Source organism: Burkholderia sp. MSMB1072, from assembly GCF_001524725.1.
Classification (GTDB): Bacteria; Pseudomonadota; Gammaproteobacteria; order Burkholderiales; family Burkholderiaceae; genus Burkholderia.
In genome coordinates this window covers 57,690-71,486 of sequence record NZ_LOYC01000016.1, presented here as the reverse complement: position 1 = coordinate 71,486, position 13,797 = coordinate 57,690, and the positions used below count along the sequence as shown (strand labels likewise).

13 protein-coding genes are annotated in these 13,797 nt (G+C 66.7%); 3 read left to right on the top strand and 10 right to left on the bottom strand.

Translation table 11 applies throughout. The features are described 5' to 3' along the window. Positions 1–2: 2 nt before the first annotated feature. The 9 genes from WS89_RS08470 to WS89_RS08435 all read right to left on the bottom strand — a co-directional run bounded on the left by WS89_RS08470 (position 3) and on the right by WS89_RS08435 (position 10,410). Positions 3–1,058 (bottom strand): branched-chain amino acid ABC transporter permease, encoded by a 1,056-nt coding sequence (locus WS89_RS08470; protein WP_059790463.1) that lies wholly within the window; start codon positions 1,056–1,058, stop codon positions 3–5. Between the two features lie 202 nt (positions 1,059–1,260). Then, a complete protein-coding gene (locus WS89_RS08465) occupies positions 1,261–2,418 on the bottom strand; it encodes an ABC transporter substrate-binding protein (protein ID WP_034209654.1) in 1,158 nt (385 codons plus the stop codon). Positions 2,419–2,501: 83 nt separating this feature from the next. Beyond that, positions 2,502–3,062 (bottom strand): hypothetical protein, encoded by a 561-nt coding sequence (locus WS89_RS33680; protein WP_156440525.1) that lies wholly within the window; start codon positions 3,060–3,062, stop codon positions 2,502–2,504. 427 nt (positions 3,063–3,489) lie between these two features. After that, entirely contained in the window at positions 3,490–4,467 is a 978-nt protein-coding gene (locus WS89_RS08460) for a branched-chain amino acid ABC transporter permease (RefSeq protein ID WP_059503390.1), read from the bottom strand. Beyond that, the gene (locus WS89_RS08455) at positions 4,467–5,351 is read right to left on the bottom strand and encodes a branched-chain amino acid ABC transporter permease (RefSeq protein ID WP_059503148.1); all 885 of its coding nucleotides are present in this window, start codon (positions 5,349–5,351) and stop codon (positions 4,467–4,469) included. The genes WS89_RS08460 and WS89_RS08455 overlap by 1 nt, the downstream gene beginning before the upstream one ends. A gap of 128 nt (positions 5,352–5,479) precedes the next feature. After that, a complete protein-coding gene (locus WS89_RS08450) occupies positions 5,480–6,679 on the bottom strand; it encodes an ABC transporter substrate-binding protein (protein WP_059790461.1) in 1,200 nt (399 codons plus the stop codon). Between the two features lie 77 nt (positions 6,680–6,756). Continuing rightward, a complete protein-coding gene (locus WS89_RS08445; protein ID WP_059503144.1) occupies positions 6,757–7,512 on the bottom strand; it encodes an ABC transporter ATP-binding protein in 756 nt (251 codons plus the stop codon). Then, the gene (locus WS89_RS08440) at positions 7,509–8,288 is read right to left on the bottom strand and encodes an ABC transporter ATP-binding protein (RefSeq protein ID WP_027783147.1); all 780 of its coding nucleotides are present in this window, start codon (positions 8,286–8,288) and stop codon (positions 7,509–7,511) included. The genes WS89_RS08445 and WS89_RS08440 overlap by 4 nt, the downstream gene beginning before the upstream one ends. 436 nt (positions 8,289–8,724) lie before the next feature. Continuing rightward, complete coding sequence (locus tag WS89_RS08435) at positions 8,725–10,410, bottom strand: GMC family oxidoreductase (RefSeq protein WP_059790459.1); 1,686 nt, start codon at positions 10,408–10,410, stop codon at positions 8,725–8,727. A 125-nt stretch (positions 10,411–10,535) separates the two neighbouring features. Here WS89_RS08435 and WS89_RS08430 point away from each other — a divergent pair, with 125 nt between their 5' ends. After that, positions 10,536–11,435 carry a LysR family transcriptional regulator gene (locus tag WS89_RS08430; RefSeq protein ID WP_059790457.1) on the top strand — a complete coding sequence of 300 codons (900 nt, stop codon included), beginning with the start codon at positions 10,536–10,538 and terminating at the stop codon, positions 11,433–11,435. A 194-nt stretch (positions 11,436–11,629) separates the two neighbouring features. Next, positions 11,630–12,163, top strand: a complete 534-nt coding sequence (locus WS89_RS08425) for a class IV adenylate cyclase (protein WP_059503138.1) — start codon at positions 11,630–11,632, stop codon at positions 12,161–12,163. A 64-nt stretch (positions 12,164–12,227) separates the two neighbouring features. Here the strand turns inward: WS89_RS08425 and WS89_RS08420 are convergent, their stop codons facing one another. After that, the gene (locus tag WS89_RS08420) at positions 12,228–12,713 is read right to left on the bottom strand and encodes an Lrp/AsnC family transcriptional regulator (RefSeq protein ID WP_006408082.1); all 486 of its coding nucleotides are present in this window, start codon (positions 12,711–12,713) and stop codon (positions 12,228–12,230) included. A 138-nt stretch (positions 12,714–12,851) separates the two neighbouring features. Between WS89_RS08420 and phhA the strand changes: the two genes are divergently transcribed. Further along, on the top strand, positions 12,852–13,745 hold the full coding sequence (gene phhA / locus WS89_RS08415) for a phenylalanine 4-monooxygenase (RefSeq protein ID WP_059790476.1): 894 nt from the start codon (positions 12,852–12,854) through the stop codon (positions 13,743–13,745). Positions 13,746–13,797: the final 52 nt, after the last annotated feature.

The following is a 13,797-nucleotide window of genomic DNA, read 5'->3' as shown; positions in this document are numbered from 1 at the left end:
CGTCACTCCTCTTCCTCTTCCGCATGCGGCGTCACGAAGCTCCGCCACAGCAGCACCGGAATGATCAGCGTGAACACGATCACCTCCTTGTATGCGCTCGCCCAGAACGACGAATACGATTCGAGCACGCCGACGAGCAGCGAGCCGGCGGCCGCGAGCGGGTAGCTGACGAGCCCGCCGATGATCGCGCCGACGAAGCCCTTCAAGCCGATCAGGAAGCCCGAGTCGTAGTAGATCGTCGTCAGCGGGCCGACGAGGATCCCCGACAGCACACCGAGCCCTGCCGCGAACGTGAACGCGAGCCGCCCGGCTTCGGTCGTGCCGATGCCGACGAGCCGCGCACCGAGCCGGTTCACCGACGTCGCGCGCAGCGCCTTGCCGGCGATCGTGCGGCCGAAGTACACGTAGAGCGCGCCGATCAGCACGAGCGCCGTGACGACGACCAGGATGCTCTGCACCGATACCGTCATGCTGCCGATCGCGAGCGACGCGTCCGAAAATCCGGCGGTGCGCGAGCCCTCCGCACCGAACATCACGAGGCCGAGGCCGACCATCGCGAAATGGACGGCGACCGACACGATCAGCAGCAGCAGCGTCGTACCTTCGGCGATCGGCTGGTACACGAGCCGGTAGACGAACGGCCCCATCGGCACGACGATCGCGAGCGTCAGCGCGATCTGCGCGAGCATCGGCAACGGCTGCGCGGCAAAGCTGCGCGTGAGCGCGAACACCGCGAGCGGCAGCAGCACGTAGCGGCTCGCCAGCGTCGCGAGCGTGCGGCCGAGCGGGTGACGACGTTCGCGATGGCGGATCAGGCCGCCGACTTCCAGCAGGAAGCACGCAATGCCCATCACGAACAGCAGCCAGCAGGTGGCGGGGAATTTCTGCGCCTGCAACGCGGCCAGCGTCAGCGCACCGTAGGCGACGAATTCGCCCTGGGGAATGAAGATCACCCGCGTGACGGAAAACACCAGCACGAGCGCCAGCGACAACAATGCATAAATGGCGCCGGTCGTGATGCCGTCTTGCGCGAGGATCGCCGCAATCGAGAGATCCATACGTTTCGTGTATCGAGAGAATGCTGCGGAGAAACGAAAGGCGAAAACGCTCGGGGCGCGCGCGAAGCGATCGGCACCTCGCGCGCCATGCGGCGAGCCCCGGCGGTTCCAGGCGGCACGGGTGCGGCCGTCTCAGGCGCGCCACCCCGCCGACGGCACGCGCGGCGCCGTTCGCGCCGCGTGTGCCGGTTTCACGTGATGCTTACTCGGCCTGCAACTTCCACTTGCCGTCGACGATCTGCACCATCACGCGCGCACGCGTGTCGAAGCCGTTGTGATCGGTCGCCGTCATGTTGATCACGCCGTGCGAGACGGGCAGATCCTTCACGCTTTCGAGCGACGCGCGCAGCGCTTCGCGGAACGCCTCGGTGCCCGGCTGGCCCTTCTTCAGCGCTTCCGGGATCGCCCGCTGCAGCAGCAAGCCCGCATCCCACGCATGGCCGCCGAACGTCGACAGTGAACCCGCGCCGTAGGCCTTCTCGTACGCGGCCTTGTAGCCGAGCGCCGGCTTCTTCACCGGATTCGAATCGGGCAATTGGTCGGTCACGAGCACGGGGCCGGCCGGCAGGATCTCGCCTTCGCAATCCTTGCCGCACACGCGCAGGAAATCGTTGTTCGCGACGCCGTGCGTCTGATACACCTTACCCTTGTAGCCGCGCTCCTTCAGCGTCTTGGCCGGCAGCGCCGCCGGCGTGCCCGAGCCCGCGATCAGCACCGCATCCGGGTTCGAGCCCAGCAGCTTCAGCACCTGCCCCATCACCGATGCATCGGTCCGGTTGTAGCGCTCGTTCGACACCAGCTTCAGCCCGTTCTTCGCGGCCGCCGCGTCGAACGTCTTGTACCAGCTGTCGCCATAGGCATCGGCGAAGCCAATGAAACCGACCGTCTTCACGCCGTGCTTCGCCATGTAGCCGGCGATCGCGTCGGCCATCAGCTGATCGTTCTGCGGCACCTTGAACATCCACGCGCGCTTCGCGTCCATCGGCGCGATGATCTGCGCGCTCGCCGCGAGCGAAATCGCCGGCGTCTTGCCCTGCGACACGGGATCGAGCATCGCAAGCGAGTTCGGCGTGACGGAGGAGCCGATGATCGCGTCGACGTGGTCCTCGTCGATCAGCTTGCGCACGTTCTGCACCGCGCGGCTCGTGTCGGAGGCGTCGTCGAGCACGATGTACTGCACGCTCTTGCCCGCGATTTCCTTCGGCAGCAGCGCGATCGTGTTCTTTTCCGGAATCCCGAGCGAGGCAGCCGGGCCCGTAGCCGACAGCGTCACGCCGATCTTGACCTGCGCCGACGCCGTGGCCGCCGCACACACGAGGCCCGCGGCAAGCATGGCCTCCATCCATCGATTCATCTTCATTTACGTTGTCTCCAAACGCTGCTCGAAAAAACCACGGGTCGCTCGGGCGGCTCCCGGTCCCCATAAACAAGTTAATATCTTAATTATCCAGTCCATCCGCGCCCATGCTCGTTTTCCCGTGACGCCGCCCCCATGGGCCGCATGCCGGCCGAAACGGTCATTCGGCCATCACGATGCGCAGCAGCAATGTCGTCAGGATGAAGAAAGCGAATAAAGGCGGGATCGCGCGGAAAATCGGTGCGTGCGCAACGATGGCGGAAACGGCCGCCGTACCGGCCCGATGCGGCCCGGTACGCACGCGATGAACCGTCGGAAAACCGGCGGCTCATGACGATGCGGATACGGATGCGAGCACAACGACCCGCGCTGGCGCCGGGGCGCGCATACAGGCCGCAGGACGGCTCGGGAATGCCGCGACGACCCATCGCGCACCCGATGACGAACGAGCGGCGCCCGCCGCCTCTCCTGCCCCGATCCACCGCGCTGCGCTGCTCATCCAACCGTACTCCCTCTTCTGCATTGTGCGTGTAGGAGAACTGCCGACCGATTTTCCCGACCGCACGGTCGGCGAAAGCCGAGTGTAACGGACGCCTTTCGCGCACGCCAACCGGGTAAGCCCGAAGCGCCTGTGCAGGATTGCGCATCGTGTGTTAACGATCGCGGAAAGGGAAAAACGGGGGGACGCGGCGAAGCGCGGAAAAGACGCGGTGCGAATGCAAACGCGGAAGATGGCTGTCACGCGGGCCGATGCACCATCGATGGAATCCGTGCACGGAAATGAAAAAGCGCTGTTGGATTCCGTCCAACAGCGCTTTGGGGTCCGGGCACTTTGTGCCTCGATTGTCTCCTCGTTCTCCACCTGCAAATTCGTTTCGCGGTGCATCAGAACTAAGGTGAATCTTAAAGAGGCTTAAGCACCACGACAACTTAGCATTTACCCCTATGGTGCATCGCCGCACGAAAATGGGGCACCAGCCTGCCGCGCGGCGCGTGCCCGGACCTGCCGCGATACCCTTGCCGGACGCGCCGGATGGTGCTTCGCATCAACGTACGGCGATGCGCACGGCCTGCTCACGACGAGGCTCTCAACGGCTTGATCCGCGCGACCATCTCGCCGACGATGCCGCGCCGGAAGGCCAGCACGCATGCGATGAAGATCAGCCCGGTGACGATCGTCGCCGATTCGCCGAGCGAATGGAACCACGCGACGCCCGTCGTCGACGCGAGCCATTCGCCGATGTCGCCGAGCCGGTCCTCCAGCGCCACGATCAGCGCGGCGCCCAGCAGCGGCCCGAACAGCGTGCCCATCCCGCCGACGAGCGTCATCAGCACGACGAGGCCCGACATCGTCCAGTACGCGTCCGACAGCGTCTCGAAGCCGAGCACGAGCACCTTCAGCGAGCCGGCCAGCCCCGCGAGCGCGGCCGACAGGATGAACGCGAGCAGCTTGAAGCGGTCGGTGTCGTAGCCGAGCGAGATCGCGCGCGCTTCGTTCTCCTTGATGGCGACGAGCACCTGGCCGAACGGAGAATGGACGACCCGCACGATGAACGCGCACGCAGCGACGACCACCGCCAGCACGACGTAGTACAGCGCGACGTCGTTCGACAGGTCGAGCAGCCCGAACAGGCGGCCGCGCGGCACGCCCTGCAGGCCGTCCTCGCCGTGCGTGAACGGCGCCTGCAGATAGATGAAGTAGACCATCTGCGCGAACGCGAGCGTGATCATCGCGAAGTAGATGCCCTGCCGGCGGATCGCGAACAGCCCGACGACGAGCCCGAGCAGCGTCGCGACGACGGTGCCGGCCAGCACGCCGAGCTCCGGCGTGAAACCGAACGTCTGCATCGAATAGCCGGTCACATAACCGGCCGTCGCGAGGAACATCGCATGGCCGAACGACAGCAGCCCCGTATAGCCGATCAGCAGGTTGAACGCGGCCGCGAACAGCGCGAAGGCGAGCACCTTCATCACGAACACCGGATACGCGCCGATGAATGGCGCGGCGAGCAGTGCGGCGAGCAGCACGCCGTAGAGCACTTTTCTCTGCATCATTTTTCCTTGCCGAAGAGGCCCGCCGGGCGGAACAGCAGCACGATCGCCATGATCACGAACACGACGGTGGCCGACGCTTCGGGATAGAACACGCGCGTGAAGCCCTCGATCACGCCGAGCATCAGGCCCGTGACGATCGAGCCGAGGATCGAGCCCATCCCGCCGATCACGACCACCGCGAACACGGTGATGATCATCGGCTGGCCCATCAGCGGCGACACCTGGATCACCGGCGCGGCCAGCACGCCCGCGAACGCGGCGAGCGCGACGCCGAAGCCGTAGGTGAGCGTGATCATCATCGGCACGTTCACACCGAACGCCTCGACGAGCTTCGGGTTCTCGGTGCCCGCGCGCAGGTACGCGCCGAGCCGCGTCTTCTCGATCACGAACCACGTCGCGAGGCACACCGCGAGCGACGCGACGACGACCCACGCGCGATAGTTCGGCAGGAACATGAAGCCGAGGTTGGTCGCGCCGGACAACTGCGACGGCACGTCGTACGGCTGGCCGGACGATCCGTAGATCGACCGGAACACGCCTTCGACCACCAGCGTGAGGCCGAACGTGAGCAGCAGCCCGTACAGGTGATCGAGCTTGTACAGCCAGCGCAGCATCGAGCGCTCGATCGCGATTCCGAATGCGCCGACGAGCACCGGCGCGAGCACGAGCATCGCCCAGTACGGCAGCCCGAAATACGACAGGCCCATCCACGCGAGCATCGCGCCCAGCATGAACAGTGCGCCGTGCGCGAAGTTGATCACGTTGAGCAGCCCGAAGATCACCGCGAGCCCGAGGCTCAGGATCGCGTAGAACGAGCCGTTGACGAGGCCGAGCAGCAACTGGCTCAGCATCGCCGGCAACGGAATGCCAAAGATTTCCATCGACTTAGCCGTCAGAATGAGTGTCGTTGCGTGCGCAACCTTCATGCGTCGCGCACGCGGGCGGCGCAGCGGGCACCTCGCCGCAGCCGCCACCGTGCGGCGCGCCCCGGCGCGCCGCTACGCGATGCTTACTTCCACAACGCGCAGCGCGTTTCCTGCTTGGTGCCGAACGCCTGCTCGCCCGGAATCGTCGCGAGCACCTTGTAGTAGTCCCACGGCTCCTTCGATTCCGACGGCTTCTTGACTTCCATCAGGTACATGTCGTGGATCATGCTGCCGTCCTGGCGGATATAGCCCTTCGCGTAGAAGTCGCTGATCTTGATCTTCTTCAGCTCGGCCATCACCTTGTCGGAGTCGGTCGTACCGGCGGCCTGCACGGCCTTCAGGTACGTCGTCACCGACGAGTAGTCGGCCGCCTGAAGGCTCGACGGCATCTTCTTCATCTTGCCGAAGTAGCGCTGCGCCCACTGGCGCGACGCCGCGTCGCGATTCCAGTACCAGCTGTCGGTCAGCACGAGGCCCTGCGTCGTTTCGAGGCCGAGGCTGTGCACGTCGTCGATGAACATCAGCAGCGCGGCGAGCTTCATCGTCTTCGTGATGCCGAACTCCTTCGCGGCCTTGATCGAGTTGATCGTGTCGCCGCCCGCGTTCGCGAGGCCGAGGATCTGCGCCTTCGACGCCTGCGCCTGCAGCAGGAACGACGAGAAATCCGACGCGGACAGCGGGTGACGCACCGCGCCGAGCACCTGGCCGCCGTTCGCCTTCACGACGTCCGACGTGTTCTTCTCGAGCGCCTTGCCGAACGCGTAGTCGGCCGTCAGGAAGAACCAGCTCTTGCCGCCCTGCTTCACCACCGCCGAACCGGTGCCCTTCGCGAGCGCCATCGTGTCGTACGCGTAGTGGACCGTGTACGGCGTGCACTGCTCGTTGGTCAGCGTGTCGGCGCCTGCGCCGATGTTGATGTAGACCTTCTTCTTCTCGGCCGCGACCTGGTTCATCGACAGCGCGGTGGCCGAGTTCGTGCCGCCGACCAGCAGGTCGAGCCCGCCACGGTCCATCCATTCGCGCGCCTTCGACGCGGCGATGTCGGCCTTGTTCTGGTGGTCGGCGTAGACGACCTCGATCGGCTTGCCGAGCACCTTGCCGCCGAAGTCCGCGACCGCCATGCGGATCGCCTCGAGACCGCCCTGCCCGTCGATATCCGCGTAAAGCCCCGACATGTCGGTGATGAAGCCGATCTTCACGGTATCCGCCGCGTGGGCGGCGCCGGCGGTGAACGCGGCGGCCGCGAGCGCGAGACAGGCCTGTGCGAGGGTCTTCATTTTCATTGACGTCTCCTGTTGTTCTGATGCGTTGTGGTTGTTCGAGAGCCGCCACGGCTAGCGGCAACGGAAACGGAGCGGCGTCACACGCCGAGCAGGTCGTGCAGGATCGGCATCTTGCCTTCCAGTTCGGATGCACGGAAATGCTCGACGATGCGGCCGTGCTCCATCACGTAGAAGCGGTCGGCGAGCGGTGCGGCGAAGCGGAAATTCTGTTCGACCATCACGATCGTGTAGCCGCGCGCCTTCAGCGCGACGATCATCCGTGCGAGCGCCTGCACGATCACCGGCGCCAGGCCTTCGGAGATCTCGTCGAGCAGCAGCAGGTTCGCGCCGGTGCGCAGGATCCGCGCGACCGCGAGCATCTGCTGCTCGCCGCCCGACAGCCGCGTGCCCTGGCTCTGCCGGCGCGACGCGAGGTTCGGGAACATCGCGTAGATCTCGTCGAGCGACATCGCATGCTCGTGCGGCCCGATCAGCGGCGGCAGCATCAGGTTCTCCTCGCACGACAGGCTCGAGAAGATCCCGCGCTCCTCCGGGCAGTAGCCGATGCCGTAATGGGCGATGCGGTGCGTCGCGAGGCCGATCGTCTCGTGGCCCGCGACCTTGATCGATCCGGCGCGGCGGCCCGTGAGGCCCATGATCGCGCGCAACGTCGTCGTGCGGCCCGCGCCGTTGCGGCCGAGCAGCGTGACGACCTCGCCGCGATGCACGGTCAGGTCGACGCCGTGCAAGATGTGGGATTCCCCGTACCAGGCCTCCAGGCCCGTGATCTCCAGCGCAGGCGTACCGCTCTCGACGCCGCTCAATTCGCGTTCCTCCCGTTCGCTGTGCTTCATGCGTGCGCCCCCGCGAGCGCTGCATCGGCGCTGCCCATGTAGGCCTCGATGACGAGCGGATTCTTCGACACTTCCGCATACGAGCCTTCGGCCAGCACCTCGCCGCGTTGCAGGACGGTGATCGTGTCGGAGATCCCCGCGATCACGTTCATGTTGTGTTCCACCATCAGGATGGTGCGGCCGCTCGCGACCTTCTTGATCAGCGCGGTCACGCGGTCGACGTCCTCGTGGCCCATCCCCTGCGTGGGCTCGTCGAGCAGCATCAGCTCGGGCTCCATCGCCAGCGTCGTCGCGATCTCGAGCGCGCGCTTGCGGCCGTAGGCGAGCTCGACAGTCGGCACGTGTGCGAAATCGGTGAGGCCGACCTGCGTGAGCAGATCCATCGCGCGATCGTCGAGCCGCTTCAGCGTGCGTTCGCTGCGCCAGAAATGGAATTCGGTGCCGAGTGCCCGCTGCAGGCCGATGCGCACGTTCTGCAGCGCGCTCAGGTGCGGAAACACGGCCGAGATCTGGAACGAGCGGATGATGCCGCGCCGCGCGACCTGCGCGGGCCGCTCGTCGGTGATGTCGATGCCGTTGAAGACGATCTGGCCGGCTGTCGGCGTCAGAAATTTGGTGAGGAGGTTGAAACAGGTGGTCTTGCCCGCGCCGTTCGGCCCGATCAATGCGTGGATCGCACCGCGCCGCACACGCAGGTTGACGCCATTCACGGCGGTGAAGCCCCTGAATTCCTTCGTCAGTCCGCGTGTTTCCAGAATCGTGTCGCCGAGAATCATGTTCCCTTCCGTACGAAGTCAGGCGAAGCACCGGGAAGCCTGGCGCGAGCGGCCGCGAACGGGTCAGCGGATCAGCGGGCTGCCCCCGGGCGCCGTGGTACGCCTCGAGGGTTGGTCTCCCGCGCCGACGCGTATGCACATTGCGCAACATTGTCGCGCCGTTGGTGCAGTGCAATCATCGGGATTTGCACTTATAGGGGTGGCCGCCTTGTCGGACGCGGCTGCGCACGGTTTTTCACCGCGTTTTTTTGATACGTGCATCATCACGCGTTGACCTGTTGCAGGACGTGGCACCCACGCGCCGAAAAAAACCGCGCGACGGCGCGGCTTGCACGGATCTTGCCGTTCGAGCGAAAGCGACGGCAGCTTGTTTCGCATATCGAATCAGCGAGCGGGATTCGCATGACGGCCCGCTGGCGCGCGTCTCAGCGGGCCGTCATGCAGCCGTCACCGCGGCCTCGGTGAGCACCGGCGCCGTTTCGCGCGCCGCACGGCGGTCGGCGCGAATCATGTCGCTCGCGCGCTCGGCGATCATCAGCGTCGGCGAATTGGTGTTGCCCGACGTGATGAACGGCATCACCGACGCATCGACGATCCGCAACCCGGCGATGCCGCGCACGCGCAGCCGGCTGTCGACTACCGCGCGCGCGTCGTCGGCGCGCCCCATCCGGCAGGTACCGACCGGGTGGAAGATCGTCGTGCCGACGGCGCCGGCCGCATCGATCAGTTCGGCCTCGGTCCGGTACTGCGGGCCCGGCAGGACTTCCTCGGGACGATAGCGCGCGAGCGCCGGCGCGGACGCGATCCGGCGCGTGAGGCGCAGCGCGTTCGCGGCGACGTGCCGATCGTGATCGGTCGACAGATAGTTCGGCGCGATCGCCGGTGCGCAGCCCGGATCGGCGCTCGTGACGTGCACACTGCCGCGCGACGTCGGCCGCAAATGGCAGACCGACGCCGTAAAGGCGTTGAAGCCGTGCAGCGGCTCGCCGAAACGTTCGAGCGACAGCGGCTGCACGTGGTACTGGAGATCGGGGCGCGTGAGTGCGGGATCGTCCGGGTCCGATTTCGCGAATGCGCCCAGTTGCGACGGCGCCATCGACATCGGCCCGCGCTGCAGCAGCGCGTATTCGGCGCCGATCATCAGCTTGCCCCACCAGTGCGCGGACAGCGTGTTGAGCGTGCGCACGCCGTCGACGCGAAACGCCATCCGCAATTGCAGGTGGTCCTGCAGGTTTTCGCCGACGCCCGGCAGATCCTGCACGACGTCGATGCCGAGCGCCTGCAGCCGCCGACCATCGCCGATGCCCGACAGTTCGAGCAGTTGCGGCGAATTCACCGCGCCCGACGTCAGCAGCACTTCCGCCCGCACCCGCGCGACGTAATCGGTGCCGCCGCCGCGGTACTCGACGCCGACTGCGCGCCGCCCGTCGAAGATCACGCGCTGCGCGTGCGCGCCGGTGATCACGGTCAGGTTCGGGCGCGCCATCGCGGGCCGCAGGAACGCCTTCGACGTATTCCAGCGCACGCCGCGCTTCTGGTTCACTTCGAAGTAACCGACCCCGGCATTGTCGCCGCGGTTGAAATCGTCGGTGGCGGGGATGCCCGTCTGCTGCGCGGCCTGTGCGAACGATTCGAGGATCTCCCAGCGCAGCCGCTGCTTCTCGACGCGCCAGTAGCCGCCCGCGCCGTGCGCGTCGCTCGCGCCCGCATGGTGATCCTCGCTGCGCTTGAAGATCGGCAGCACGCTGTCCCACGACCAGCCGGCGTCGCCGGTTTCCTGCGCCCAGTTGTCGTAGTCCTCGCGCTGGCCGCGCATGTAGATCATCCCGTTGATCGACGAGCAGCCGCCCAGCACGCGGCCGCGCGGATACGACAGCGCGCGGCCGTTGAGCGCCGCTTCGGGCTGCGTCTTGTACAGCCAGTCGGTGCGCGGGTTGCCGATGCAGTACAGATAGCCGACCGGGATATGAATCCAGTGATAGTCGTCCTTGCCGCCCGCTTCGAGCAGCAGCACGCTGATGTCGGGATCCTCGGTCAGGCGGTTCGCGAGCACGCAGCCCGCGGTGCCCGCGCCGACGATCACGTAGTCGAATTCGCCCTCGAGCGTGCGTTGAGTACTCACGGCGTGTCTCCTTCCTTTTTTTATGCGTCGCGGGCGACGCGATCGATGTAGCGTACTCCGGGCGCCAGCCGCCGATCCAATGAGTTATGCTGAACTGCGTTATAAGCCGCGCTCATATCACGACGATGGATCTCACCCTGCTCCGCGCGTTCGCGACGGTCGCGCGCGAAGGCAACCTGACGCGCGCGGCCGCGCAACTGCACCTGACGCAGCCGGCCGTCAGCCTGCAGATCAAGCGTCTGCAGGAAACGCTCGGCGTCGCGCTGTTCACGCGTACGTCGCGCGGGCTCGCGCTCACGCGCGACGGCCAGACGCTGCTGCCGCATGCGGAACGCGCGCTCGCCGCGGCCGCCGACGTGCAGCGCGCCGCCGCCGCGCTGCGGCACGAGGTGCGCGGCCGGCTGCGGATCGGCACGATTCTCGACCCGGAGTTCCTGCGGCTCGGCGGCTTTCTCCGCGCGCTGGTGGAGACCCATCCGCAAATCGAGACCGCGCTGCGGCACGGAATGTCCGGCTGGGTGATCGAACAGGTGCGCGCGCAGGCGCTCGACGTCGGCTACTACATCGGCCGGCCGGGCGAGGACGATCCGCTCGACGGCGCGCTGTTCCACACCCTCGCGCTCACCCATTTCCAGTACCGCGTGCTCGCGCCGGCCGGCTGGAAGGAGCGCGTGCAGCGCGCGCACGACTGGCGCGCGCTCGCCGCGTTGCCGTGGATCTGGACGCCGCCGGCGTCCGCGCACCACCGGCTGCTGTCGCGGCGTTTCGCGGACGCCGGTGCGCAGCCGGTGAAGGTCGCCGAGGTCGACCAGGAGCAATCGATGCTCGACCTCGTCAAATCGGGGATCGGGTTGACGCTCGCGCGCGATTCGACTGCGCTGGCCGAAGCGCACGCGCATGCGCTGACGATCGTCGAGCGCGTGACGGTGCCGACCGAACTGACGTTCGTGACGCTCGCCGAGCGGCGCGACGAACCCGCGATCGCGGCCGCGCTGCGGCTGATCGAAGCACAGTGGGCGATATGAGCGTTGCTGATGTCGACGCGGCCGCTCGCGCAGCGGGTTTCGGCGCCCGACGCATTCCGCGGGTCGCCGTTACGGATCGATTGCCCGCCCCGCGTCGTGTCGCCGCGTGCCGTCCGCTCGTCACGCCGCCATCGCAGGCTTTTTGCTAGATTGTGCGTTCGCACACCGCGAGACCCCGATTGAAGGAGACCCGCATGGCCCGCAACATCGAGATCAAAGCCCGCGCCCGTGAATTCGACCGGCTACGCGAACAGGCGGCTCAGCTCGCGACCGAAGCGCCGTTGTTCTACCGCCAGCAGGATTTCTTCTACGACGTACCGCGCGGCCGACTGAAGCTGCGCCGCTTCGAGGACGGCACGCCGGCCGAGCTGATCTTCTATCAGCGCGACGACCGCGACGGCCCGAAGGCGTCGTACTACACGCGCAGCCCGGTGACGAACCCCGATGCGATGCATTCGCTGCTCGCAACCGCGCTGACCACGCGCGGGATCGTGACGAAGGAGCGGCACGTGTACCTCGCGGGCCGTACGCGCATCCACCTCGACCGCGTCGACGGACTCGGCGATTTCATCGAGCTCGAAGTCGTGCTCGGCCCGGACGACGACGAAGCCGGCGGCGAAGCCGAAGCGCACGAGGTGTTCGCGAAGCTCGGCGTGGCTCAGGACGATCTCGTCGCGGTCGCGTACGTCGATCTGCTGAACGCCGACACCCGCCCCGAAACGGCCTGATCCGGCCCCACCGAGGGCGCCCCGCGCGGGCCGCCCTCGGCGCCGGCGCCGCGGCTCCTCCCCGTCACGCGGCGCCAGGCGCCAGATGCGCGAGCGGCAGCGCGCCGTTGCGCTTGAAGGTCGTCAGCACGATGTTCGAGCGCACGCTGTCGACGCCCGGTACGCGCATCAGCTTCTTCATCACGAACTGCGACAGCGCGTTGAGATCCGGCGCGACGATCCGCAGCAGGTAGTCGGCATCGCCGACCACCGCATGGCATTCGAGCACTTCCGGCAGCACGTCGATCTGCTGCTGGAACTGCTCGATGATCGAATCGCCGTGATGCTTGAGCTTCAGGCTCGTGAACGCGGTCACGCCGAGACCGAGCTTTTCGGGCCGCAGCATCACGCGGTAGCCTTCGATCACGCCGGCCGCCTCGAGCCGCTGCAACCGCCGGCCGATCTGCGACGGCGACAGCGGCACCTCCTCGCCCAGCTGCTGATGGGTCGCGCGACCGAAGCGCTGCAGCACGTCCAGCAGCGCGAGATCGAAGTGATCGAGTTCCAGCATGAGTATTCTCCGCATCGATTCCTGATTTGATGCGCGATTATCGCATTATCAAGCAATTCAACGCCAACTATGCGCCCAATCCGCGCACAGCCCGCTCTACACTTGCATGATCCCAACCACAGCGTGCAGAGCCTGATCATGTCCACCGTCGTCACCGCGAAACTGCAGGAGCAGTTCGACGCGGGCCTCGAAACCCGCGCCGATTTCACCATCGACCAGCCGCTTCAGCGCTACGGCCGGGTCGACCACGCGGTGTGGAAGCAGCTCTATGCGCGCCAGTCAGCGCTGCTGCGCGGCCGCGCGTGCGATGCATTCGTCGCCGGGCTCGGCAAGATCGAGCTGCCGGCCGATCGCGTGCCGTCGTTCGCCGACGTGAACCGCCAGTTGAAGCCCGTGACCGGCTGGGAAATCGTGGCGGTGCCGGGCCTCGTGCCCGACCGCGTGTTCTTCGAGCACCTCGCGAACCGGCGTTTTCCCGTCACCTGGTGGATGCGCCGTCCCGACCAGCTCGACTACCTGCAGGAACCCGACTGCTTCCACGACCTGTTCGGCCACGTGCCGCTGCTGATCGATCCGGTGTTCGCCGACTACATGCAGGCGTATGGCCGCACCGCGCTCGCGGTTGCCGACGACGAAGCGGCGCTGGCGCGGCTCGCGCGCCTCTATTGGTATACGGTGGAATTCGGGCTGATCCGCGACCCGCGCGGGGTCGACGGGCTGTCGATCTACGGCGCCGGAATCGTATCGAGCAAGGGCGAAAGCCTGTACAGCCTCGAAAGCGCGGCGCCGAACCGGCTCGGGTTCGACCTCGAGCGCGTGATGCGCACGAAGTATCGGATCGACACGTTCCAGAAGACTTACTTCGTGATCGACGATTTCGCGCAACTGTTCGCGCTCGCCGACGTCGACGGCCGCGCACTGGCTGGCCGGCTCGCGGCATTGCCCGAATTCGCGGCCGGCGCGGTGCTCGAGACCGACCGCGTGCTGCATCGCGGCACGGGCGAAGGCTGGTCGGACGACGACGACGCGTGATGCGCTGCGCGCGCGGCACCTGCCGGCTGCCCGTCGCCGGCTGCCCGTCGCC